Below are 24,639 nucleotides of genomic sequence, written 5' to 3' on the forward strand. Positions count from 1 at the left end.
CCCTACTTGTTATTTTGAGGACCGTTTTGGTCTCCTTCGCCCATCTTGCCAAGCGAGCCTCTCATTTGGGTATCCGCTTCAATATTTTTCAAATTCATGTAATCCATCACACCGATTTTGCCGGAACGAAGCGCTTCTGCCATTGCAAGCGGAACCTCGGATTCGGATTCAACTACGCGCGCTCTCATTTCTACTACGCGTGCCTTCATTTCCTGCTCCTGAGCTACCGCCATCGCACGGCGTTCCTCCGCTTTCGCTTGGGCGATCCGTTTGTCCGCTTCCGCTTGTTCCGTTTGCAGATAGGCGCCGATGTTCTTGCCTACGTCCACATCCGCGATATCAATGGACAGGATTTCAAACGCGGTACCTGCATCCAAGCCTTTGGACAATACAGTACGCGAAATCCGGTCCGGATTCTCCAGTACATCCTTATGCGAGTCACTGGAACCGACCGTGGTAACGATACCTTCGCCTACGCGGGCAATGATCGTCTCTTCACCCGCACCACCAACGAGACGGTCGATATTGGCTCTAACCGTAACTCTTGCTTTTACTTTCACTTCGATACCATTCTTCGCTACCGCAGCCACAACAGGTGTTTCAATGACACGCGGGTTAACGCTCATTTGCACGGCTTGCAGCACGTCGCGTCCAGCCAGATCAATGGCAGCCGCACGGGTAAACTCCAGCGGAATATCCGCACGCTGCGCCGCAATCAGGGCATTGACCACACGGTCCACATTACCGCCTGCCAGATAGTGGCTTTCAAGCTGGTTGATGTTGAGTCCCAGACCCGCCTTCGTCGCTTTGATCAACGGATTGACAATCCGGCTAGGCGTAACGCGGCGGAGCCTCATGGCTACCAGGGTAATAATGCTGATGCGGACGCCCGCAGCCAATGCGGAAATCCAGAGCGTGAGCGGAAAGAAGCTGAAGAACACGCTCAGCACGATAATAATCACGACAGCAATAAGCAAAATCGAGATCAACGATGCACTCGTCATAAAAGCAATCCTCCAATATGTTTATAATTATCCCAAAGTCTTACATGATGTTCTATGAGTACCATGTTACACGATTCCCGTTAAAAGAACAGGTTTTATTTCTGCTTGACGACCACTCTTGCGCCTTCCACAAGGACGACAACGACCGCTGTATCCCGTGGAATGAACTCGCCGTCGGTGACGACATCAATGCGTTCTTGACCGATCACAGCTGTTCCTGCAGGCCGCAGCGGCGTAACACTGGTGCCTTCCAGGCCAAGCAAAGCTTCCTTCGAGTCTGTGGGAACATATCCCTGCTCCTTGGTCAGCGACTCGCTCAGGATAAACCGGTTCCATATACCTCGCTCTTTAAAAACAATGGCGACAATAATAATAACGACGGCTGCTGCTGCAAAAGCAATCCCTAGGGATAGCAGCGCATGACTCGTATCATATGCCGCACGCACAACACCCGCAACCAGGCTGATAGCGCCTAAAATTCCCAAGATCCCGAAACTCGGCACAAACATCTCCAAGATCATCAGGACAAGGCCAACGATAAAGAGAAGCCAAGTCTCATTACCGGCAAATCCCGCTACGTAGTTTCCGAAGAAGTACAATACAAAAGCGGCCACCCCGATGATGCCTGGTGCTCCAAAGCCCGGAACGATCAGTTCGATAACAATTCCGGCAATCCCCAGAAACAGCAAGATGGTCATCACAATCGGATTCGTTAAAAATGAAGCCAGTTTCTCTGCGCCGGTGTGCTGGACGTGGAAGATATCATCTGTGGAATATCCCATCCAGGAAACGACTTCCTCCGGTGTTGACGCGATCGTGTCGGCATATCCTACCTTTAGCGCTTGTTCACTCGATAGGGCAATGATTTCTCCCTTTTCTTTCTTTTCTCCGATCTCGGGCATATCCACGACAGCATTTATATCTGCCATGCCTGCCGCGATTTCGCCTTTTCTTCCGCTGGATTCAGCTGCAGCTGCCATTTCTGATTTCCAAGCCGCAACAAGCTTAGGGTCATCTACCCGCTTGCCCGTGCTGTCCACCATTGCCGCCGCACCGATCATGCTGCCTGGTGACATGGCGATTTTATCCGCATTCAGTGCGATATAGCTGCCGGCAGAGGCGGCATTGCCCCGTATGTACGCAACCGTTGTAATATTGCTCTCCCGAATCATTTTTCCGATATCCTGTGCCGTATTCACCAAACCGCCAGGCGTATTGATTTCGAGTATGATTAATTCCGCGTTCATTTTGCCGGCTTCCTTAAAGCCGCGTTTCATAAATTTTTCTAGACCGGTCTCAATTTTTTGATCAACCGGAATCATGTATACCGGACCTGTTTTTGCCGTTTCCGCATTCGCCATACCCGGAATAACGGCTGCGGTCCAACCAACCAGTAAAACCAGAACAAACCACAAGGTCAGCCTCTTCGTCCATTTCGATAAATCCAATGTTTTCCCCTCCCTTCCCCATGATTATAATATATTGTCCAGCATATGCTAGTTATTACGCAGGAAAAGGCTTACCGTTTCAGAAAAAATGAAAAAACACCCCTTATAAAGGGGTGTTTCACATTATGTTTTATTGCAGAAATTGCTGAACCACTTGGTTCACAACTTTTCCGTCAGAGCGACCTTTGACTTTCGGCATCAGCGCGCTCATCACTTTACCCATGTCCGCTTTCGAAGAAGCACCGGTTTCCTGGATGGTCTGCTGTACAATAACTTTTATTTCTTCTTCGGAAAGCTGTTCGGGAAGATACTGACCGATAATCTCAATTTCTGCTTCGACATTTGCTGCAAGATCGTCACGACCTGCTTTTTTAAATTCTTGGAGGGCATCTTTGCGCTGTTTAATTTCACGACTGAGGATATCAAGCACTTCGTTGTCATCCAAAGTTCTTTTCAAATCTATTTCAAGATTCTTGATCGTTGAACGAACCATTCGAATAGTGGAGAGCTTGAATTTCTCCTTGCTCTTCATCGCTTGTATCATATCTTCGTTCAATCGTTCGCTAAGATTCATGATAGTTCAGTTCCTCCTAAAACTTTCTCTTACGAGCAGCCTCGGACTTTTTCTTGCGCTTCACGCTTGGCTTCTCATAATGCTTGCGTTTCTTCACCTCAGCCAATACACCATCCTTTGCGATGGAGCGCTTAAAGCGGCGAAGTGCAGCATCAATAGACTCGTTTTTGCGAACTTTAGTTTCAGACACCAGTTTTCCCTCCCTCCGACCAGACCGTCCAAGAGCAATAACACGGTTCATCAAATTTAATTATAGGTGAAAGAGAAATAGGGTGTCAACCTCGGCGCCTATTTTTTCAAAAAGCACCTATAATTTATGGATAAATGTTCTAAGCATGTGAATCGGAAATGCCTGTCAGGGCGCCCAATTTGGCTCCTCCGATGAGATGATAATGGATATGATGCACGGCTTGTCCGCTGTCCGGTCCGCAGTTATTGATGAGGCGGTAACCGGATTCAGCAACGCCAAGCTCCTTCGCCACCTGCTGAGCGACCTGGTGCATTTCCGCGATGAGAGGAAGATCCTGCTCCTCTACATCATTCATAGAGCCGATGTGTTTCTTGGGAATAATCAGCACGTGCACAGGTGCGGCCGGCTGGATATCCTTGAAAACCAGAATTCTTTCATTCTCGAACACCTTTTGCGAAGGTATGCTGCCTTCCGTAATCTTGCAAAAGAGACAGTCCATGATCGTCGCCTCCGATATGTAATATTGTTTTTCCTTTGCTATTATCATAACGGATTCCGGGGGAGTCCGTCCAATTTTCCCATAAAAAAGGAGCCTTCCCGTAAGAAAGCCCTTTTTTCCGCCCGGAAGTTGATTCTTGATGTATGCGGTGGTCCCGATTAATAGAAGGGCAGCAGTGAAAGAGCCGTCAAGGCGATTAGCGGCAAGGCAAATCTGTTAAAGCGGCCGTGTCCATATGGAAAACCATAGTAAGGGGAACCAAAACCAAAGCCATATCCCGGAAAAAATGCCCGGGTATCTTGTTCATAATACCGGTAGCATGGGTCCCAGCATCCACCGTGATGATATGGGCTTACCTGACCGTGGTGATAAGGCATATTTTCATGACCTACTGGCACCGCCAGATAAACATTCTCCTCATCGACGTGCTCAATAAAGCCATCATGGGCGCTTCCGTCCGACATGGTAGCTCTGACATAACGATACATATGTTTTTTGCAAACTTCTTTGGCCTCAAACTTCTCCATTCCGTGATCCTCCCCAGTCTGCTAGTTACACGGTCATCATATTCAGAACTGGGCGAATGGCTACTCTTTTAAGAAAAACGAGGGCAAAAAGCGCAAAAAAAGAAGCACCCGCTCCGCTGAATCCAGCTTCGCTTCGTACGGACGTATGTTAAGGAGTGAATATCCCTGCCATACGTCCGCCGGGGTGCTTCATGAAAGAATATCGGCTTGACTGTATTATAACAGCAGCTTGCAGCTGTAACTGTGAATTACATCACGCTACATTTGTTCCATCGTAATTTTAGAACCGCCGCCTGCCTGCTCTGCCGGTACCACTACAAGTTTACGCGGGAGACGCGCACGGAGCTCTGGAACGTGACTGATGACACCCACCGACAGATGGTCGTTATGCAGCTTTTCCAGAGAGGAAATAACCGTCTCCAGCAGATCCGGATCAAGCGTGCCAAAGCCTTCATCCAGGAAGAAGAACTGCAGCGGGTACTGTCCGCGGAGCTGAATCTGGGCTGATAAAGCCAAAGCCAGGGACAGGGATGTCAAGAAAGTCTCTCCTCCGGAAAGTGTGGATACCGGTCTTCGAACGCCCCCGTTCGCATCATCGCGAATCAGGAAGCCGCCGCCGGAGTCCACTTCGAGGGCATATCGCTGCTTGGTCAGAAATCTCAGACGCTGCGAAGCAGCCTGACTGACCTGCATAAGCTGTTCCTCCGCAATATACTCCACAAACGCATTGCCGCGCAAACAGGACTGCAGCTTGGAGAGTTTCTCCGATTCATGCTGCCGCTCAGTCCGTACCTTCTCGAGCTCAGTCCAGCGTACATGGCGCTTTTTAATATCCTCCAAATCACGTTCGGCCCGCGCTTTGGCCTGCAGGGCTTCTTCATCAGCTTGGCGGATGAGGGACAACTCTCCGGTAACTTGAAGCCACTGCTCTTCCGTCAACGTGCTGTCACGAAGCTGTTCATCAATATGCCGGATCGCGGCGCGGAGATCCCTCTCAGCGTCCCGGTGCATCCGCACCTTCGCAGCAAACTGCTCTGCTTCAAGCGGCGGAATGTTCGCATCCTCCACTTCAACTTCCGCTGCAAATGGTGAATCTGCGAGCAGCTTCTCCCAACGTTTGCCCGCAGAATCATGATGGGCAGCTGCCGAATCCGCAGCCTGGGAAGCCATGGCATAAGATTTCGCGCTCTCGTGCTTGGCCTGCTCCGCAGATTGTCTGAGCTGTTTCTCCTTCGCGGCCGTCTCGCGGAGCGACTTCAATTCCCGCATGCAGGTTTCAAGCAGTGTTTCCGCCCGGCTCTCGCCGATCCAGGCCTGCAGGCGTCGCTGTTTTTCAGCCAGAAGTTCCTGCTTGCCTTGAAGCTGGGCATCCAGCTGAACCAGCTGCTTCTCCGCATCCATTAAGCTGCGCTCCATGGACTGGACTGTATTTTTCTTTTCTTCAAGAAAGGGAATGCTTCGGCGCAGGCGCTCTTTGACATCTTCCGCCTCGTGGTCCTTCTGCTGCATCAGCGACCAGCGCGTCTCAACCTCTTCCATCAAAATCTCCGGCAATTCCCCGGACCACCGGGCTTCTAACTGCTTGATTTCACCGGACAGTTGTTCAAGCGAAGCTATTCGCTGTTCTAGTACAGTACTGCCCGCTTCCGTTTCAGCAGCCTGCTTGACAGCCGTCTGCCGCAGGAGCTCGCGTTTCTCCCTCAGTTCCGAGGATTCTCTTCTCCAGTCAGAAAGCTCACCCGCCAATTCATGACGGGTAGTCTCAAGATTGTGAATTCGCTCTTCCCAGGCGACAGCAGTGAAGACTTCAGTCTCAGGCAAGGCTTCCAATGTCTCGGTGCCCGCTGCCGAGTGGTCCAAGATCGATGGGACTGACTCGCCTGACAGATCCTTGTCCCATAGATTGGAACACTCATGGATCAGCTGACGCTGGGCATATTTCACATCCTGCAGCCGGTTCTTGAATTCTTGGAGCTGACGAAGCTTCTCCTCTTGCTCATCCGATTCGTTATCGGCCGAATGGGAAGGAAGCGGATGTTCCAGCGAGCCGCATACCGGGCATGGCTGTCCTTCGCGAAGCTCATCTGCAAGCGCTAGTGACAAGCTGCGAAGCTGATGATGCTTCAATTCTTCGCGAAGCCGCAGCTCATCCTGATCGAGCCCAAAGAGCGCCCGTTCAGCTATTTTTGCCTGGTCTTCTGCCTGCGTTAAGATGACAGAAGCTTTATAGGCATGGTTCTTTTCCTGTTCCAGCAGTTGATGATGTTCCCTTGCATTCCGCTCATGCTTCTCCCGAGCCAGTGAGAGCTTCTCCTGTTGCTGTTCGAGCTCCTTTTGAGCCTTCGCCCGACGCTCTTCCCCTGAGAGAAGCATCTGGCGCAGCTGAAGCGCTTTGTGCAGCATGTCCCGCTCTTTCGAGGTGATCTCCAGCCCGTTTAATTTTTCCTGAAGTTCCGACTGCTTCTGAATTCCCCGGTTCAACAGCTCCTGCTCCCTGATGAGCGACTGCTGAAGCTCTTTCATATTGGCGGAAGCTTGCTTGTGTTGAATGCCTAACTGCTCATGAAGAGATTGGATCTCATCCCTTTCCTTCTGCAGCAAAACCGCCTGCTCCAGCTGTTCCTGCCGCTGCAGCAGCTTGGGTTCGCCTAGAGCCAGGGCTTCCTGAGCCGCATCATCGGAGGCGCAAGCCTTCTCCGCTGCCTGTTCGGCTTCAGCCGCTTTCGCCTGCAGCACTGCCTTTTCCGTCTCTTTCTGCTTCCATTCCTGTTTGCTTTCCCGCCACAAAACAAGGGAGGGCAAAATAGCGGCGGAAGCGGCGGATTTCTCCAACCTCTGCTCAAGCCCTAGCATTTCATGTTCGGAAGCCTGAAGTTGATCCAGCTGGGCCTGTTTTCGGCTTTTCTCCAGCTGCCGCTCGCGGATTTTCCCCTTCTCTTCCGCTTCCAAGGTCAAAACTTGAAGCTTCTTGCGGACGGTTTCCGCATGGTTAGTCGTGTCCAGGAGCTGCTTCTCTGCTGTTCTCAAAGCTTCTTCTCCAGCTTCACCCAGACCTTGCTGCTCTGCTTCCACTGCTTTTAAAGCCCCATCATTTTCCTTAACCCGGCGGCTGAGCTTTATCCCAAGCTGATCCCCGTACTGTTCCAGGTGAAAAAGCCTCTGCAGCATTTGTCTGCGCTCGCTGCCTTTCAGGGAGAGGAACTCTGCGAACTTGCCCTGCGGGAGCACGACGGCCCGGGTAAAGTCATCCATCTTCAGCCCGATCTTGTCCTCTACGCATCGCGTAACCTCAGCCAATTTATCAGCCAGTACGTTTTCGCCCTCATCCGTTACCTCAATGAAACGGCTGACCGTATTGCTGACAGACAATTCGCTTGTACGTTTGAATCTTCGTTCAACACGGTACCGGTGTTTGCTTTCGGCTGACGTCAGCTCGAAGCTGAAGGAAACGAACAGCGAATCCTCTGAATGATTCATAATCCCCTGCGTCCCGTTAACGGCGCGTTCGACTTTGCCGTACAAGGCGAGCGTCATGGCATCCAGCAGCGTTGATTTGCCGCTGCCCGTCGGACCGAAAATGCCGAAAAGCCCCATATCGCACAGATCCTCAAAATCAATCTGCTGCATTTCCCTGTAGCTCTGCAGACCAGAAAGCTTAAGCGTAATCGGCTTCATTCCACAGTTCCCTCCTTCGACTCGCCATCTTCCTCCACGAGCTCAAGAAAGAGCTGTACGAGTTCATCCTCCGGTTCAGCTCCTCCGCTTTGTCGCTGATAGAATTTGCGGAACAATTCGGAAACCGGAAGCCCTGAACGCTCATACTGCAGTTCTGCCTGTTCCATCTCCGGATAAACCGGACGGATATGCACAAATCCTTCCCGGCTTTTGCGCAGACGCTGTATTTCACCAATCGACATGGATTCGGTAAGTGATACTTCCAGGTCAATAAAGGCCTCTGCATCCCTTCCTTCATCCAGCCAACGATAGACCTCTTCCAGTCCGCCCTTGGCCTTCCACCGTACCAGCGGACGACCGCAGGACAGATGCACTTCTTCCAGCACAGGCGCTCCACCCGGTGCGATATCCAGCATCATGACCGATTTGGCCTGACCGGCTTCCGAGAAGCTATAAGCAAGAGGGGAACCGCTATATCGAATGACGCCGTCCCCTTTAACTGCCTGCGGGCGGTGAAGATGTCCAAGAGCAGTGTACTGGGCTCCTACGGACAGTGCCGAGGGATCAACCGTGTAGGCTCCCCCAACCTGAATCGGGCGTTCCGAATCGCATTCCAGACCACCCAAAACATAGATATGACTCATTGCCAGATTGACTGTTTTGGGCGAAAACTCCCGGGCTAGCTTCCCCATTAGCATGCCTACGCGGGCGCTGTAAGCCTTCCGCAGCTCATCTTCCTTGCCCTCGGCGGACAAAAGCTCATTCAGGCGTGATTCAGAAGGATAGGGGAGCGCAGCGATTTTGGCGATCTCTCCGGTACGTGACGTTCCTACCGTTACCGCTTCCGCTATAGGTAGCCCGATCAGCGTTATTCCCTGCCTTGCCACGAGAGGTGACACCGAAGCAACACGTTCGGGCTGGTCATGGTTGCCGGAAATAACCACCAGCGGCCTTCCGTTCTCGGTTAATCTTGCACAAGCCTCATAAAAGAGCTGCTCCGCAACCGCCGGGGGATTTACGGAATCATACACATCCCCCGCCATCATGATCAAATCCGCCTGCTGCTCATTCGCGATCCGGACAAGCTCGTCCACAAAATCCTCCTGCTCTCTTTGCCTGCTGCGGCCTTCAAGCGTTTTACCAAAATGCCAGTCTCCAGTGTGCAGTATGCGCATCCCGCACTCTCCCCTTTCCCATGTGTAAACTATCATTTACGAGAGGGCATCATTGCTTTGAATCACAAGCGGACGGCATGTCCTCCATCAAAGAAATAAAGCCACTTCTCACTGATTTCCTCATGCAATATATCTTCCAATGCTTTGGCGTACAAATGAAGCTGAAAACGGTATTGCTCCGCAAGCGTGCTTATACCGCCGCGGTGCTCCAATACTCGGTCCGTTTTGTAGTCTAGCAGCACCAGCCGTCCATCCTGTCGGAACAGACAATCGACTACGCCCTGAATCAGCACGGTTTCCTCGCTTAGCACAGACATTTCGAAGAAATCCGGATTTTCCAGCAAGCCTGCCGTATTCGAGAACAGTCCGTTATGTGCCTCCTCAGCAGTTAAGCCATAGCTGAAAGGCATTTCGCGTGTCGTCCATTCAGCGGCCTGCAGCCTTTCTCCAATCTCTGTGCCGAAAAACATCCCCACTTCTTCAGGCCGGATAATTTCCGCCTGCTCCCGAGTCAGCAGCTCACGCTCAACCAGACGCTGCACCGTCTCCTCAACGACTGCTGCATTTACATGGCCCTGGCCTAGCGGAATATGCTGCATCAGCGTGTGGTACACCGTTCCACGTTCCGTAGGCGTCAAAGCATTCTGTTCCATAAACTTCGGACGCTGGAGCGGAAGTGTAAAAGACAGATTTCGGGCAGGTTCTTCCATGTCCCTGCGGAGCTGTTCATTTTCCACCCAATTTTCGGATGGCTGATCCTGCAGGCTCAATAGCTTCTTCATTTCGGACACGGAGGTCTTGGCTGCGAGTTTAGTGGCTGTTTCATAGGGATACTGCCAGTTCAGCCTGAAACCGATCGCTGGCTCATCCAGCAAACCGTTCCCGTTCTCCATGACCTCCGGGTCTACGGACTGGCGATTCATGATGGCCTGCAGCCGATTTTTCCTTTCGGGCGTTGACTCTTCTTCTTCCTCCCAACCCCCGAGTGCAGCCAGAGTAAGCTCATCGGCAGGTTGTACAGATATTTTCCAAACCGATGAATCCATGGCAAGAACCGGGGACACCGCTGTACCCAGATCCATCATCTCTCTCAGCTTGGCTGCGCCAGGATGGCGTATTAGTGCAGGACCTACCCAGTCGATATAGCTGCGTCCTTTAGCGAGTATATAATCAGGAAGCATATACTCCGGCTCCTCCTGCACTTGGGCCCAAGAGGATACCTTTTTGCCCAGATCCTTGACGGTGGCGATCAGGAATAATTTTTCCTTGGGGCGCGTCAGCCCCACGTAAAGGACTCTCATCTCTTCGGCAAGCAGTTCCAACTGCGACCTGCGGCGGATGGCAAGGTTAGGGAGAGTCGGAAAGCTTACACGCTTCTCCTCGTCCACAAATTTAGGCCCGAATCCAAGCTCCTTATGCATCAGGAATGAGGCATTCAAATCCTGCTGATTGAAGGTCTTGGACATGCCTGCCAGAAAAACGACCGGAAACTCGAGTCCTTTGCTTTTATGAATTGTCATGATCCTTACCGCGTTGTCCTTATGCTCGGTGCTGCCTCCGCCGCCTAAATCCCCGCCCCGGTCACGCAGCCGCGACACGAAGGTCAGGAAGCGGAAAAGGCCTCTTGAAGCTGTCGTTTGTTCGAACTGGACAGCCCGGTCGTATAAAGCCTTTAAGTTGTTCTGGCGCTCTGCTCCGCCCGGCAGGCCCCCGACCCAGTCGAGATATCCCGTTTCCCTGTAGACACGCCATATCAAGTCGCCTAGGCTCTCTTGCCGGGAAATATCGCGCCAACTTAACAACCGCTTCACAAAATCGTTGATCTTATATGTCAGCTCTGGCGAGAGGACGTTGCCAGTGACTGGATCAGGAACAGCTGTTGAGTCATGAAGACCTTGTTCCTCAACCTCTTGAGCAGGGAATGTCATCTCCAATGCTGGCGCAGCCTCCGCTATTGCTTGTCCGAGTTCCTGCAGCGCTTCGTTTTCCCCATCTCTTCCCCCCTTCACAGAGGCAATAAGAGCATCATAGAATGAACCGCTTTGCACGAGCCGGATTTGTGCCAGCTCTTCTTCCGTCAACCCGACAATCGGGGAACGCAATACACCCGCAAGCGGGATATCCTGCTGAGGATTGTCAATGATTTGCAGGAGGGACAACATGATCTCCACTTCCGTGGCTTGAAAATAACCTCGGCTCTGCTCCCCGTCAGCAGGAATCCCAAGCTGCTTCAACTCCTCCATGATGAGCGGTCCCCAGATATAGGCGGAACGCAGAAGAATAACCATATCCCCGTATTGAACCGGACGCATCTCTTTAAGTCCCTTATCATAAACAAGAAGCGGTTTCGCGGATGTATCGCCCAGCATGTTCCGGATCTTTTTGGCGATGGCCCTCGCCTCTAACTGTGCGGTTTCCATCTCCAAAATCTCGCTTTCTTGCAAGAGCCCCTCGCCTTCACCGTCTTGGGTCTCTTCTTCGGCAGATGATCCCTTGCCTGCGCGGTCAATCAAAAGAAGCTCAGGCTCATATGGATTGGACGAGATCGCTTCTTCTTCATCACCAGCGTTCGGGAACGACGCACCGTATACAAGCTCAGCGCGTTGGTCGTAACTGACCTCGGCCACCGTTTCGTTCATAATCTGTCGGAAAATCACATTGACCGCATCCACCACTTCCATGCGGCTGCGGAAATTCCGTGCAAGGTCAATTCGAATCCCGCTGCTGCCGCTGTCGTATCTGCGGTATTTATCCAGGAACAGACCCGGCTCTGCCAGACGGAACCGATAAATACTCTGTTTCACATCCCCAACCATAAAGCGGTTTCCCGGCATGTCCCTGGATATCAGGTTCACAATGGTCTCCTGAACACTGTTGGTATCCTGGTATTCATCCAGCAGCACTTCGTCGAATTGTTCGCGGTATTCCATCGCCGCGTCTGAAGGCATCGGATGATCCGGCGTCGAATCGCCGTGCAGCAGAATTCGCAGGCAATAATGTTCCAGATCACTGAAATCCACCGCACCTCTTTTGCGTTTCTCCACGTCGTAGCGTTCTCCGAACTCGATTACAAGCTCGGCCAATTCCTTCATCAATGGTGCTGCTTCGTTCAGCTCGGCAAGAAAAGTCTCTGCGGAACGTCCGAACAACGCTCCGCGCAGATCGGCAGCCGTCTTCTTTACAGAATCCCGCAATTCCTTAACGCGTTCCTGCAGCTGCGGGTCGGTCTCATCCTTGCGTACGCTCTTTAATTTGCCGAAGGATATCCCTTGGAAAATGTCATACAGTTCTTCCCATGAACGATGTTCCATGGCATCCTGAAGCATGCGTATCATCTCTAGATCCGCGTTCAGGTTATCCGCATATGCACCCGGTCCGCCGGGAGCCATCGCGAGCCCATGGGCCTGCTTCAGAAGTCCTTCCGCTCCAGCCAGAGCAAGTCGGGCATCTTGCAGGATGCTCTGCACCCATGCGGTCCGTCCGAGACTCTCCGTATCTTGAACCGCAAAGGCATCGGCAGTATCCCTTAGCCAGCGATCGGGCCATGCATGGCTTCGCGAGAAATCATACAGCTTCTGAACCAGAAGATGCATGGCGTCGTCAGTGCGCTCACCGCTGAACCAATCCACCAGCCGGATAAAGTCGCTGCCTTCTCCTTCCATCCCGTACTTTTCCTCAAACAGCTCCTCCAGGATTTCCTGCCGCAGCAGCTCCGCCTCATTTTCGTTGATGATGCGGAAATTGGGATCCATCGGGATCATTTGGTAATATCTTCGAATGACCTCCAGGCAGAAGGAGTGGAGAGTCGTAATTGAAGCCCTTCCGAGCAGCGACAGCTGACGGCGCAAGTGGACATTCTCCGGGTCCTTTTCGAGCTCCTTGTCCAGCGCTTCGCGGATCCGGTCTCGCATTTCGGCGGCAGCAGCTTTGGTGAATGTTGCAACCAGCAGCCGATCTACGCTGAAACCTTGATCGGTATCAATAATTTTGCGGATAATGCGCTCTACCAGTACAGCTGTTTTGCCCGATCCAGCGGCGGCAGCGACAAGAATGTGATCACCCGTTTCGGAAATGGCCTTCCACTGATCATCACTCCACATGCTGCCTTCAGGTTTCGGTATTAGACTCAAGATGTTTCTCCTCCTTTGCTCTGGGACAGCATTTCCCATACCTGCGATTTATCCGGCTTGCCCAGCAAATGGTAATGATTGCCCTCAACAGTTTCATCAAACTGGCACACCGGCTTGAAAGGACAGAAGGTGCAGGCGGTTTCCTGCTGGATGCGGTAGGGCTCTATGCGCACATCGCCTTCCGTGATCCTCGTTCCGATCGTTTCAATGCTGCTCCTTACGGAGGTAAGCAAATGATCCCACTGCTCCGGACTAGCCACCGATGCGCTGCTGTAGAAGCTGCCATCCGATTTAACGGCTACCGGCAGAATGGACGAGTAACCTTTATCCAGCGATGTATCCATTTTGGACACAACTTCACGGTCGGCCATCAGCAAGCCCTTCATTTTGAATCGTTTCAGCAGCTCTTCAGCGGCCTGATCCATAGTCATGCCATTTGCAGACTGCAATATTGGATCATGCACATGGAAATACAACGTGCCTGCAGGCAAAGCTTTGCTGCCGAGCCATTGTTCCGCATAAGTCAGAAGAACATCCAGATAAGTCAGCATTTGCAGGGCAAGGCCATAATAAACCTCATGCAATCTGAGATCCTTTTGTCCGGATTTATAGTCGATGACACGCAGCAAAAGTCCATCTTCCCCTTGTGCCATATCCACCCGGTCGATCCGGCCGACAACTTCCATCACCGAGCCGTTCTCCAGTTCAAAAGTCAGCGGAGGCAGCGGTTTGCCCGGACCGAAATCCAGTTCCAAGCCAACCGGTTCAAAGCTGCCGCGCCGCGCATGTTCACCCAAAATAACGGATGCCCTGCCGACGATATTCTTAAGCTTGCGCGAAATATAACCGTACCGCTTGGAACTCAGCAAGATCTCTCCTTGCAGCATCGGAGCCAAGCGCTCTACCGTCATCTCCGCTTCCCTGCGGCATTCGTCTGCCGAGAGGCTGCCCCAGCTGCGGTGCTGCTCCTTCAGCCTTATCGCCATTTCGCTTAGCGCAGCATGGAACAGCTGCCCGATATCGGGCGCCTTCAGCCGGTATAGCTGGCGTTCCTTCAGCTTCAGTCCATGTGAGGCAAAGTGGGAGAATGGGCAAGCTACAAACCTCTCCATTCTTGAAACGCTTGTGCGGACTTTGTTTCCATACAGCCTTCGGCTGGTATCTGCCTGCAGCGTCAGCGTTTCGTTCCGGTAAAAAAGGGATCGCAGCAGCATATCCATCGGTGCTCGCCACTGCGAATCCTGAAGATACCAGTTGTACACATTCCACCAGATTTCAGGCACTTTCATACCTTGTCTCCATCTTCTAAGCTGTACAATAAGATGGCTTAGCGTCTGACGGGGATGCTCGATATACATGGCATGCTCTATGGCATTCTGATCGGCTCCGGGCTGTGCGGACAGCCGCTGATCTTTCAGTCCCGGAAACATTCTTGCCAGATGCCTTACCACTTCCGATGGCAGCAGTTCCTTTCCTTCGTCGTCTGCGGCAGGATAGCTGATCCAGACATGCCGACTCGAGGAAGTAAGGGCATTATAGATCAGGAATCGTTCGTCCAGCAGTTTGCGGGCTATTCCGGGGGCAAGCTCCATGCCCGTATCCGCAAGCACCGACCGCTCCTGTTCGGTAATAATACCGTCCTCCTGGTATACGGCGGGGATGACTCCATCATTGACTCCCATTAAAAACGCATATTTAATGCCCGTCGTCCGGGTACGGTCCATCGTTCCTACAAGGACCTGATCGAGAGATGGTGGCACTAGGCCCAATTTCAACTCGCTGAGACCCGTTTCCAAAATACCGGCAAATAATTCGAACGTCATCTTCTCCGTACCCATCATTTCAACGATCTGGTCCAGAAGGTTCAGAACCTCGCCCCATAGCTGCCGGTGCTCCCTCGCAGCTTCCGGACGGCCGTTCTGCAGAGCCTCACGGTTCCACAGATCCAGTTTCTGAGGTATTCCGGCGTCCTCCAGCAGCCCGAATACCGCCGTACTCATCTCGCGCGCAGTCTTGGCACGTTTGATCCGTTTATCAAAAACCGATAGAGGGCCGGTAACCGCATCCCTGCAGCGTTCCATCAGTTCCAGAAGTTCTTCACCGGTTTGGCGTTGTGGCGAACCGCCTTCTTCCAAGGACAAGCTTGGAATGCCCTTCCATGGACGCCCATCCGTCCACCGATAGCCCTGAATTCCGCTGGCAAGCGCATAGTTCTCCAGCCTGTCCATGTCTTCGCGGGTCAGCGATCCGTCCAGGGGAAGCAGGAGATCACTTTTCACGCAACGAAATACGTCCTCATGTCTCCAAAAGCGCCGGATCACATCCATCGCGGCCCTCAAAAATTCTACGAGCGGATGATGGAGCTCGCTTCTCTTCTGATCGAGAAACAAAGGTACGCCGTAGTCTTGGAAAAGAGGCATGACAAGATGCTCATAGTCGGCAAGATTACGCACGAAAATGGCCATCTCGCGAAAGCGCACACCCTCGTCGCGTGCCAGCCGAAGCATCTCCCGCAGTGCGCCTTCAACTTCGGCACGGCGGCTTGAGGCAGAGTGGACGGATATCCCATCCTCAAATTGTCCGCCAGTCGGCAAATAACGAAGCCGCCGGTCATACCCCCGCTCCAAATGAGCCAGCAGCGGGCTCTCCTGAAACCTCGGCAGCACATCTGGTGCAAGAACGGTGTTATTTATCTCCTGACCAAGTTCCTCCGCCATCCCCCTTAACTTTACGTAGGTCGTTGCTGTCGGATGGAACAAATCCAGCTCATGCGGCATCCGCAGCCCGTCGTAAGGCTTGTCGAGTGTCAGCGAGATCGTGACGGAAGCTGCATGCAGCATCAGTTGATTTACGACCTGGAGCTCCTGGGGAGTGAACCCATGAAAGCCGTCGATCCAAACTTCCGCATCCCTCAAGTATTCGGAATCTTGGATCGCGTCGGTCAATCGCATTAAATGATCTTCTTCATCGCTATACAAAGGGGACATTTCTTGTTCGAAATCCCGGTACACCGTCCACAAGTCTTCGAGCTTATTACGCAGAATCGGCGTGGCCGACGAGGCAGCCACCATGTGATCGAGCACCTGCTTCAGTGCAGAGGAATCGATGCAATACCGTTTCATCTCGGTGTACACGTCTCCCAGACGTCCGACAAAACCGAGCTGCTCTCCCGAAGCCCCAAACAGCTTCAATTCGTCCTTGCGGCGCTGAATAATTTTGTATAGCAGCATTTTTTTGCCTTCATCGCTGATGCCAACCCGGGCTGCGCCCCCGGTTTCCTGCATCACGCGGTATGCCAGGCGGCGGAAGCTTAGTACCTGTGCCCTGACGCTCCCCTTGATCCGTCCTGCCGTGACCAAACCGTGCTCGGCCTGAAATGATCCCTGCTCCGGAACCAGAAGAATCATGGCTTTCCCTTGCGGCGCTGCCTCCAGCCTGCGAGATATCTCTTCAAGTATAGTTGTCGTTTTTCCGCTTCCGGAACGTCCGATAAGAAAATGAACCGGCATGATGCTCCTCCTTCAATCTATGTAATCGATAGAATCTATGACATGAAAAATAGCTTCCGTAAACAATCATTAAATATATCACTCAGTATATCATAACAAAAAAAGAATAGAACATACGTTTGTTAAACGAACTATTCTCTGAATCTACGAATGTGCAACTCATCCTATTTTACCACTAAATTTTTGCTATCGTTTCAAGGTAATCTTTGGTTTGATCCATCATGGAAAACAGTCCCAATTCATAAGGGCTCATAGTCCGCGAGGGCATCCGTCTCGGGCGGCGCTCTCTTAGGATAAAATGCACGCTCTAATATGATTACAACTTCGGGCTTGCTTAAAATTGTTCAACAATAAAGGGCATGGAATGATTCATTCCATGCCCTCTCATATCTGTTAGAACGTTCTGCTTCTCACTTCAAAGATTGCGAATTTCAGGTAATGTCCTTCATCCACGCCAAGAATTTGCGGGTGGTCTTTGCCGGCCGCGCGCCATTCTACAAGACGCAAAATCTTGCCTGCATCAGCCGCCGCCTCTTGAATCGTCTCCAGGAACAGATCCGGACGCATATGGTATGAGCAGCTGGCCGTCACCAGGTATCCGCCTTCGTTAACCAGCTTCATGCCATGGAGATTAATATCCTTATAACCTCTGCAGGCACCTTTCACGGCGCTTTTGGTCTTGGCAAATGCCGGAGGGTCCAGAATGACTACATCCCAGCTCCTACCGCCGCCAGCAGTCATTTTCTGAGAGGTATCCACTTTATCCGGGGAGATGGCTGAACGCTTTTGTCTTTCCTCCAGTCCCTTGACCTGGGAACGCAAATATTGAAACGCATCGTCAACCACGAATTCCACGCGGTCACCAAAGCCGTTAAGCTCAACGTTTTCCCGTGCGCTGTCAATCGCATGCTGCGATATATCGAGGCAGGTCACTTTCTTGGCGCCGTACTTGCACGCATGGAGCGTAAAGCTGCCCGTATGCGAAAAACATTCCAGGACCGTCGCGCCGTCCCAGTATGGAAACGAAACAACCTTGCCGCTTTTGTTCACCGGACGCTCTACAGCTTGTCCGTCTTCTTCGACCTTCTGTACCGTGATGCCGCTGCGGTCTCCCCAGCCTGTCATTAGAGGTTCGATGGAAGCGCGGTTTTCTCTCTGGTCGAAAAAATAGCCTGTCTTCTGGCCTTCTTCAATATCAACGCGGACCAGAAGCCCATTTTCCCGAACCGTCACATATCTGGGACATTCCCCGTATACCGGCCCTTTGGTTTGCTCCAATCCTTCGAGCTCGCGCACCGGAACGTCGCTTCGTTCATAGATGCCTCTCGGGCTCATCACTTCGACAAGAGCGTCGACGATTTCCTTGCGGCGCATGTCCATGCCGAGCGTCAGCAGCTGAATCACCAGCACATCGTCAAATCGGTCCACAATCAGCCCGGGTAGGAAATCAGCTTCGCCATACACGAGGCGATAGGCATTCCCTTCTTTCAGAAAACGTTCCCGGTGTTTAAGGCAGCTGAGAAAACGTTCGGCGAAAAAATTCTGATCCATGCGTTCCAATTCGCGATAGGATACCGCACGCACCGTGATCTGCGATGCCGGATTGTAATATCCCGTTGCCAGATAACGTCCCTGGTGGTTCACTACTTGCACGAGATCTCCCGGCTGCGGATTGCCCTGAGCAGTTTCTATTTCATTTTTATATATCCAGGGATGTCCCTGTTCCAGCCTCTTTTTGCGGCTTTTTGAAAGAACGACTGATGCCAACATGTCCACTCCTACCTATCTTTATATATTATCTTCAAACCAGCGCTTAACCATTGCAGAAACATCGCTACGGGAGCAGATCATTCTTCCGAACGCTGCCGCTTCTTCAGAATGATTCTGTTCCCTTCGCTACGCATTCTCTCATTAAGCACTTTATAACTCCATACTTACGCGTCATCGTTGCAGTACTCCCAAGTCATGGTTGTCCAGGAGCAGACATATACGTAATACATGGACAAGAACTCATTAAAGGAGAACCTTTACCATGTTCAATACCATTATTTTTCCCGTTATCTACGGCTTGATCATTTTCCTCGCAGGCATGAAGGTGATGGAAGCGGCTCTTAGCAGCTGGGCTGGCCCCCTGCTTTCATCCTTCCTGAGAAAAGCAACCTCTTCTCCCCTCAAGGGGATGTTGTTCAGTACGGGCATTACAGCCGTACTCCAGAGCAGTACTGCCGTAACAGTCCTGACGATGGGCCTCGTGAATGCGGGACTTCTCACTTACGAGCGAACGCTCGGCATCATATTGGGCAGCAATATTGGAACCTGTATTACCACCGAGCTTATCGGAATGCAAATAGGCCAAATCGCTTTACCCCTTCTTGGCGTATCCATCATTGTGTGGGTTGTCTCGGTACTAGCCGATGAATACAAGCCTTTTTCCAAAAGAAAAGGTTCGCCGCGCCCGTTCAAATCCATACAATTGATGGCCCTTGCCGTTGCAGGCTTCGCGTTGGTCATGCTGGGCATTCGGATCATGCAAATGATCGGCCCCGCACTGGAAAACACCGGACTCTTCGACTGGTTCACGGCTCAAGCCGCTCATAATGTGTTGTGGGGTATCGCTGCCGGAGCAGTCCTTACAGCACTCATGCACAGTAGTGCAGCAGTGATTGGGCTTGCGATCGCGCTGGCAGCCACTGGCACTCTACCGGTCGGTATCGGTATCGCCATCGTGCTCGGAGCCAATGTAGGCACTTGTGTCACGGCAGTGATCGCAGCCATCGGCAGTACGAAATCCGGTCAATTCGTGGCCTGGACGCATGTTGTGCTCAACGTAGGCGGAGCGCTGCTGTTCATGCCCTTTATACCTCTGCTGGAGTGGATGACCGCCGCAATATCAGCGGACAGCGGAGCCCAGATTGCGCACGCTCAAACCTTATTTAATATTATCTGTTCCCTACTGGCTCTTCCGATATGTTATCTGCCGATATGGAAAAGAGTCCGGTTTCATTAAGGGCTCTTCCAATACATGACTAAACGTGAATGCCAAGTTGGGCCAAGGCTTTACGGACAATGACATCGTTGTTGTCGTATCCTTCCTGCTCTTGCTGAAGCCATGCCTCTGCAGGAGCATACCAGGATACGCCGCTGATTTCCTCAATCTGGGGACGCAGTGATCCGCCCCGCGCCTCCACCAGAAAATAATGAACTTCTTTGTCCACCTCACCGTGAACCGGATTCATATACTTATATTTTATAATATCAACCGGAGATACAATTTTCCCAACAATACCTGTTTCCTCTTCAATTTCCCGGAGTGCGGTTTCTTCGACGGTCTCACCAGGCTCCATCTTGCCTTTGGCGAGCGATATTTTGCCGTAACGGTCCATAATCAACTGCACTTCAAGACGGTCTCCCACTTTGCGGAATACAACCCCGCCCGCGGATATCTCGGTTCTGGCCATGATGATTCCTCCTTGTGTCGCCAAGTATAAAATGAACTAAAGTATTATCTTGTTTCTCCATATTAAACATGATTACACCGGAGAACTGTTACCCCTTTCTTTAGTTCAATTTATATAACAACAAGGACTCCACCTCCTTGTGTGCATGGAAATGAAATCCTTGTTTGGTGCTGTTGTTCTATATTAAACCGCAGCTTCGGAAGTTCCGTCAAGAACCCGGACAAGCTGCCCTTCGCATTCGTTTACCCCTGCCTTGGTCAGCTTCACGCGGCAGATTTGACCCTGTAAGTCTTCAGAGCCGTCAAAAATAAGCTGCAAGTAGTTGTCGCTGAATCCATGCATTTTGCCCGGACCGTGGATGCCTTTGGAGGTCCCTTCGGGAATAACGTCCAGTACTTGCCCTACGAATTTTTCCGCATAGGCCCGTTGCATTTGCTCCGATAAGCTGATCAGTTCCCGCACGCGGGCATGCTTAATCTCTTCGTCAATCTGATCCTGCATCCGCGAAGCTGGCGTGCCGTTCCGCTGGGAATAAGGGAACACATGCATCTCAGAGAAATTGATCGCCTTCATCAGTTCGTAGCCGTTACGGAACATTTCATCGGTCTCACCCGGGAAGCCGACAATTACGTCGGTCGTGATTCCGACATCTGGCATAGCCTGGCGGATCAGCTGCATTTTACCGTAGAATTCCTCGGTGGTATATTTACGGCGCATCCGTTTCAGGACGGTGTCATCTCCCGCTTGCAGCGGAATATGCAGGTGCCGGCACATTTTGGAGGAGCGGTTCAGCACGTCCAGCATCTTCTCATCGATCTGGCTGGCTTCAATGGAACTGATGCGAATCCGTTCCAGCCCATCCACTTTGTCCAGGTCCCAGAGCAAGTCGGATAGACGGTAGTTTTCCAGATCATCTCCGTAGCCGCCGGTATGGATACCGGTAAGAACGATCTCTTTATAGCCTGCTTCCACCAGCTGGTGCGCCTGGGTAACAATGCTCTTTTGATCACGGCTGCGGGACAGCCCGCGGGACCATGGAATAATGCAGAAGGTACAGAAGTTGTTGCAGCCATCCTGAATTTTCAGGAAAGCCCGGGTGCGGTCCGCAAAATCAGGAACATCCATTTCCTCGAACACGCGGTTTTTCATGATATTGCGAACGGCATTGATCGGCTCGCGTTTCTCCCGGATTTCATTCACAAAAGGAAGAATCTTATCGCGGTCCTGGTTCCCTATGACGAGGTCAACGCCAGGTATGTCCATGATTTCGGCCGGAGACGTCTGCGCATAGCAACCGGTCACCGCGATAATTGCTTCCGGATTGCGGCGGACGGCGCGGCGGATAATCTGACGGCTCTTCTTGTCCCCCGTATTCGTAACGGTACAGGTATTAATCAAATAAACATCGGCGGTCTGTTCGAAATCCACCTGCTCATACCCTTCTTTTTTGAACAGTTGCCAGATGGCTTCGGTATCGTAAAAATTAACTTTGCAACCTAGTGTGTAAAATGCAACGGATGGCATTTTCAAACTCCCCCCATTTCTCCGGATTCATAAAGTATGCATGCAAGGGCAACCATTCCCGCTGTTTCACAACGCAGGATCCGCCTGCCGAGCCCGACGCTCGCAGCTCCAGCTTCTTCTGCCTGCCGGCATTCTTCTTCACTGAACCCGCCTTCTGGACCCACAAGGAGCAGAACACTCGGCGCACGGTCACTCCTCAATGTTTGCATGAACGGTCTAAGTGCATCGCGCAGTTGAAGACCCTCTTCTTTTTCATAACAAAAATATACGGCATCATAACTCTCGAACGTCGGCAGCAACTGTTTCCACGTCAACGGCTGCAGGACTTCAGGAACCGTATTCCTATGGCTTTGCTCTGCCGCTTCTTTGGAAATTTTATTCCAGCGTTCTAGCCGCTTGGATTCCTTTTTGGCGTCATACTGAACGATGGTCCGCGCCGAAATGAACGGCACGAAGGAAACCGCGCCGATTTCGGTGCACTTCTGAATGACGGTTTCCATCTTGTCCCCTTTGGGCAAGCTTTGGGCAATCGTCACCTTCAAGGCAGGCTCATGCGTCATTTCAAGTTGTTCTACGATCGCCGCGGTGACGGCTCCTGCTTCGATCGCAATAATCTCTACGAGCGTTTCCCGGGAAATACCGTCGCTGACAATCAGCTTATCCCCTGTCTTGCCGCGCATAACCTTCGAGATATGACGCGCGTCTTCGCCGGAAATTTCTACTGTATTCTCTTTAAATTGCTCTGGCGATACGAAATATCGCTGCATGTTCATCAACATCCTATTTTAAAAAATCACAAGCTTCATCATACAACATTTGCCCAGGCTATGACCAGCAATCTTTATCATCCTTAGAGCCTTGGACTATGAAAAAATATGCAAAAACACCTGCATGAAATGATAATACAAATTATAAGCCAAATTATAGAGCGGAGAAATCGTATATTGACGCAGTGCCGGAATGAATAAAATGAGCAAGAAAATAAACACCGACCACTGTTCAAACTGCTGCAGCTTGGCTCTTATCTGACGAGGAACCAAATCTTCCAGAATCCGATAGCCGTCCAGCGGTGGCAGAGGTATCAGATTGAACAGGAAGAGGAAGAAGTTCATCACTCCAAATAATTGGAAGAAGATGATAATCGCTTCAATCACCTTTTCATTGGAAATGGAAGCCAATACTCCGGTACTGATCAGAACCGCGTATATTAACGTTCCGATAATCGCAAGGAAGAAGTTGCTAAGCGGTCCTGCCGCCGAAACAACCACTCCCATCAACCGCGGACTTTTGAAGTTATCACGATTGACCGGTACGGGTCTGGCCCAGCCAAAGCCTGCGATCAGGAGCAAAATAATCCCCAGAAAATCAAAATGCACCGTAGGATTCAAGGTAACCCGTCCCAGCAGCTTTGCCGTCGGATCTCCGAATTTGTTAGCAAAATATGCATGCGAAAACTCATGCACCGTGAAGGCGACAACCAGCACCACAAGGTAAAAAGGAAGCTGTTCAAGCGGAACGCTGAGTATTTTGTCCAAGAACTCCATTATGACCTCTTTCTAGCTACAAATGCGACCCAGTCCTCATCACGGCATACATCCTCTATGTCAAAACCGGAATCCTCAAGTGCCTGCTGTACGATTTCTACTTTATTTTTATAAATACCGGAAGCAATGTAAACTCCGCCCGGCTCCAGTGCCTGATATACATCGTCAATGAACAGCAAAATGACCTCGGCGAGGATATTGGCAACAATGATATTTACGGGCAGCGTAATTCCTAAGCCTTCCCCGCCATTCCCGTTCAGAAGTCCAAGCAAGTCGCTTTCTTTTACAGTTATCTGCTGATCCATTCCATTCAAACTCACGTTCTCGCTAGCAATCGATACCGCCACAGGGTCCAAATCGAGCGCAAGCACATGCTTTGCCCCTAGTAAAACGGCACCTATGGCCAAAATACCCGATCCCGTACCGACATCAATGATCTCCTCGCCGCCCTTCACGGCCTTCTCAAGGGTGCGCAGGCATAAAGAGGTGGTCGGATGAGTGCCGGTGCCAAATGCCATGCCCGGATCAATCTCAATAATTTTCTCCGACTCTTGTTCCGGAGTATACTCCTCCCACGTTGGCTTAATCGTTAGCCGGTCGGATACGCGCAGCGGTTTGAAATATTGCTTCCAAGCCGTAGCCCATTCATCCTCATTCACCGTCTTCATCCCATAACGGACCTCGCCCGGATCAATCTGAAATTCCCGCAGCTCTTCGATTCTATGCTTCACTTCCTCCAGAATATCCTCAACAGGGGTTTCTTGAGAAAAATAACCTTTAATCTCCGCTTGCCCTTCAGGTATATCGTTTAGCGGCAGCTCATACAACTCTCCGTATGTGGTGTCGCGCTTCTTGTTTAAAGTACCGGATTCTTCAATCGAAACGCCACCCGCACCTGCTTCATGCAGGAAATTGGAAATCATCTCTACGGCTTCCTCTGTCGTATGTATTGTAATCTCGTGCCATAACATCGTTCTTCATCTTCCTCCTCAACATCGTGCATAGGTTTTATTGTACTATACATCAGGAGCCGAGTACAAAATTTTAAGTAATTAAGATATTCCAATCGATGAAAGAGTGAGAATGTTGATTCTTGCCCTCGCACGCAAAAACACGGCCGCCCTCGAGGTCAACCGCGTTTTTGGTTTAAGCTTAACGCCATCTATTCTTTTATATTCCAGCTATCGTCATCCATCTGGCGCAGCTGGCGCTCATCTGCAGCTTCACTGCGGCGGATCGCTTCCACGTCATCATGATCAGCCAAAACGCCTGAGAATTCGACGTCCTCGTTCTTCATGGACATCAGCTTCAGGGTCTTTTCCGTCTTGCTCATAATACGTCCCTTTTTATCCCGGTTTGCCATTATCAGCACCTCTTTTCGA

Annotated in this window: 18 protein-coding genes; 1 reads left to right on the forward strand and 17 read right to left on the reverse strand. The window is 51.3% G+C overall.

The annotated features are described in order from the left end of the window. Positions 1-2 precede the first annotated feature (2 nt). The 11 genes from floA to GRF59_RS16910 form a co-directional block, all read right to left on the reverse strand. Complete coding sequence (gene floA, locus GRF59_RS16860) at positions 3-1,004, reverse strand: flotillin-like protein FloA (protein ID WP_160498853.1); 1,002 nt, start codon at positions 1,002-1,004, stop codon at positions 3-5. A gap of 95 nt (positions 1,005-1,099) precedes the next feature. Next, positions 1,100-2,452, reverse strand: coding sequence for an NfeD family protein (locus GRF59_RS16865; protein WP_423802961.1), 1,353 nt, complete (start codon positions 2,450-2,452; stop codon positions 1,100-1,102). A 130-nt stretch (positions 2,453-2,582) separates the two neighbouring features. Continuing rightward, positions 2,583-3,026, reverse strand: coding sequence for a GatB/YqeY domain-containing protein (locus tag GRF59_RS16870; protein WP_160498854.1), 444 nt, complete (start codon positions 3,024-3,026; stop codon positions 2,583-2,585). 16 nt (positions 3,027-3,042) lie between these two features. Then, entirely contained in the window at positions 3,043-3,216 is a 174-nt protein-coding gene (gene rpsU / locus GRF59_RS16875) for a 30S ribosomal protein S21 (protein ID WP_036712328.1), read from the reverse strand. 139 nt (positions 3,217-3,355) lie between these two features. After that, positions 3,356-3,715 (reverse strand): histidine triad nucleotide-binding protein, encoded by a 360-nt coding sequence (locus GRF59_RS16880; RefSeq protein ID WP_160499131.1) that lies wholly within the window; start codon positions 3,713-3,715, stop codon positions 3,356-3,358. 158 nt (positions 3,716-3,873) lie between these two features. Continuing rightward, positions 3,874-4,242 carry a hypothetical protein gene (locus GRF59_RS16885; protein WP_160498855.1) on the reverse strand — a complete coding sequence of 123 codons (369 nt, stop codon included), beginning with the start codon at positions 4,240-4,242 and terminating at the stop codon, positions 3,874-3,876. Between the two features lie 258 nt (positions 4,243-4,500). Next, a complete protein-coding gene (locus tag GRF59_RS16890; RefSeq protein WP_160498856.1) occupies positions 4,501-7,917 on the reverse strand; it encodes an AAA family ATPase in 3,417 nt (1,138 codons plus the stop codon). Further along, a complete protein-coding gene (locus tag GRF59_RS16895) occupies positions 7,914-9,092 on the reverse strand; it encodes an exonuclease SbcCD subunit D (RefSeq protein ID WP_160498857.1) in 1,179 nt (392 codons plus the stop codon). The genes GRF59_RS16890 and GRF59_RS16895 overlap by 4 nt, the downstream gene beginning before the upstream one ends. A 62-nt stretch (positions 9,093-9,154) precedes the next feature. Beyond that, entirely contained in the window at positions 9,155-13,261 is a 4,107-nt protein-coding gene (gene addA, locus GRF59_RS16900; protein ID WP_160498858.1) for a helicase-exonuclease AddAB subunit AddA, read from the reverse strand. Continuing rightward, positions 13,219-16,731: a helicase-exonuclease AddAB subunit AddB gene (gene addB / locus GRF59_RS16905; protein ID WP_160498859.1), complete on the reverse strand. Its 3,513-nt coding sequence runs from the start codon at positions 16,729-16,731 to the stop codon at positions 13,219-13,221. The genes addA and addB overlap by 43 nt, the downstream gene beginning before the upstream one ends. A 393-nt stretch (positions 16,732-17,124) precedes the next feature. Continuing rightward, entirely contained in the window at positions 17,125-18,498 is a 1,374-nt protein-coding gene (locus GRF59_RS16910; protein ID WP_160498860.1) for a class I SAM-dependent rRNA methyltransferase, read from the reverse strand. Positions 18,499-18,763: 265 nt separating this feature from the next. Here GRF59_RS16910 and GRF59_RS16915 point away from each other — a divergent pair, with 265 nt between their 5' ends. Beyond that, positions 18,764-19,738: a Na/Pi cotransporter family protein gene (locus GRF59_RS16915; RefSeq protein WP_160498861.1), complete on the forward strand. Its 975-nt coding sequence runs from the start codon at positions 18,764-18,766 to the stop codon at positions 19,736-19,738. Between the two features lie 19 nt (positions 19,739-19,757). Here the strand turns inward: GRF59_RS16915 and GRF59_RS16920 are convergent, their stop codons facing one another. The 6 genes from GRF59_RS16920 to GRF59_RS16945 form a co-directional block, all read right to left on the reverse strand. After that, on the reverse strand, positions 19,758-20,192 hold the full coding sequence (locus GRF59_RS16920; RefSeq protein ID WP_160499132.1) for an NUDIX domain-containing protein: 435 nt from the start codon (positions 20,190-20,192) through the stop codon (positions 19,758-19,760). A 180-nt stretch (positions 20,193-20,372) separates the two neighbouring features. Beyond that, positions 20,373-21,713, reverse strand: coding sequence for a tRNA (N(6)-L-threonylcarbamoyladenosine(37)-C(2))-methylthiotransferase MtaB (gene mtaB, locus GRF59_RS16925; RefSeq protein WP_160498862.1), 1,341 nt, complete (start codon positions 21,711-21,713; stop codon positions 20,373-20,375). Between the two features lie 2 nt (positions 21,714-21,715). Further along, on the reverse strand, positions 21,716-22,480 hold the full coding sequence (locus GRF59_RS16930; RefSeq protein ID WP_160498863.1) for a 16S rRNA (uracil(1498)-N(3))-methyltransferase: 765 nt from the start codon (positions 22,478-22,480) through the stop codon (positions 21,716-21,718). Between the two features lie 96 nt (positions 22,481-22,576). After that, entirely contained in the window at positions 22,577-23,257 is a 681-nt protein-coding gene (locus GRF59_RS16935; protein WP_160498864.1) for a site-2 protease family protein, read from the reverse strand. Then, positions 23,257-24,228 (reverse strand): 50S ribosomal protein L11 methyltransferase, encoded by a 972-nt coding sequence (prmA, locus tag GRF59_RS16940; protein ID WP_160498865.1) that lies wholly within the window; start codon positions 24,226-24,228, stop codon positions 23,257-23,259. Before prmA ends, GRF59_RS16935 begins: the two co-directional genes overlap by 1 nt. A 191-nt stretch (positions 24,229-24,419) precedes the next feature. Further along, on the reverse strand, positions 24,420-24,620 hold the full coding sequence (locus GRF59_RS16945) for a YfhD family protein (RefSeq protein ID WP_160498866.1): 201 nt from the start codon (positions 24,618-24,620) through the stop codon (positions 24,420-24,422). Positions 24,621-24,639 lie beyond the last annotated feature (19 nt).

Origin of the sequence: Paenibacillus dendrobii (genome assembly GCF_009807035.1) — a bacterium.
Taxonomy (GTDB): Bacteria; Bacillota; Bacilli; order Paenibacillales; family Paenibacillaceae; genus Paenibacillus_AQ; species Paenibacillus_AQ dendrobii.

What these genes read in the sequence shown, in the direction of transcription:
- floA (WP_160498853.1), bottom strand. Translation starts at nt 1,004, where the DNA reads ATGACGAGTGCATCGTTGATCTCGATTTTGCTTATTGCTGTCGTGATT.
- GRF59_RS16870 (WP_160498854.1), bottom strand. Translation starts at nt 3,026, where the DNA reads ATGAATCTTAGCGAACGATTGAACGAAGATATGATACAAGCGATGAAG.
- GRF59_RS16880 (WP_160499131.1), bottom strand. Translation starts at nt 3,715, where the DNA reads ATGGACTGTCTCTTTTGCAAGATTACGGAAGGCAGCATACCTTCGCAA.
- GRF59_RS16885 (WP_160498855.1), bottom strand. Translation starts at nt 4,242, where the DNA reads ATGGAGAAGTTTGAGGCCAAAGAAGTTTGCAAAAAACATATGTATCGT.
- GRF59_RS16890 (WP_160498856.1), bottom strand. Translation starts at nt 7,917, where the DNA reads ATGAAGCCGATTACGCTTAAGCTTTCTGGTCTGCAGAGCTACAGGGAA.
- GRF59_RS16895 (WP_160498857.1), bottom strand. Translation starts at nt 9,092, where the DNA reads ATGCGCATACTGCACACTGGAGACTGGCATTTTGGTAAAACGCTTGAA.
- addA (WP_160498858.1), bottom strand. Translation starts at nt 13,261, where the DNA reads ATGGGAAATGCTGTCCCAGAGCAAAGGAGGAGAAACATCTTGAGTCTA.
- addB (WP_160498859.1), bottom strand. Translation starts at nt 16,731, where the DNA reads ATGCCGGTTCATTTTCTTATCGGACGTTCCGGAAGCGGAAAAACGACA.
- GRF59_RS16915 (WP_160498861.1), top strand. Translation starts at nt 18,764, where the DNA reads ATGTTCAATACCATTATTTTTCCCGTTATCTACGGCTTGATCATTTTC.
- mtaB (WP_160498862.1), bottom strand. Translation starts at nt 21,713, where the DNA reads ATGCCATCCGTTGCATTTTACACACTAGGTTGCAAAGTTAATTTTTAC.
- GRF59_RS16930 (WP_160498863.1), bottom strand. Translation starts at nt 22,480, where the DNA reads ATGCAGCGATATTTCGTATCGCCAGAGCAATTTAAAGAGAATACAGTA.
- GRF59_RS16935 (WP_160498864.1), bottom strand. Translation starts at nt 23,257, where the DNA reads ATGGAGTTCTTGGACAAAATACTCAGCGTTCCGCTTGAACAGCTTCCT.
- prmA (WP_160498865.1), bottom strand. Translation starts at nt 24,228, where the DNA reads ATGTTATGGCACGAGATTACAATACATACGACAGAGGAAGCCGTAGAG.
- GRF59_RS16945 (WP_160498866.1), bottom strand. Translation starts at nt 24,620, where the DNA reads ATGGCAAACCGGGATAAAAAGGGACGTATTATGAGCAAGACGGAAAAG.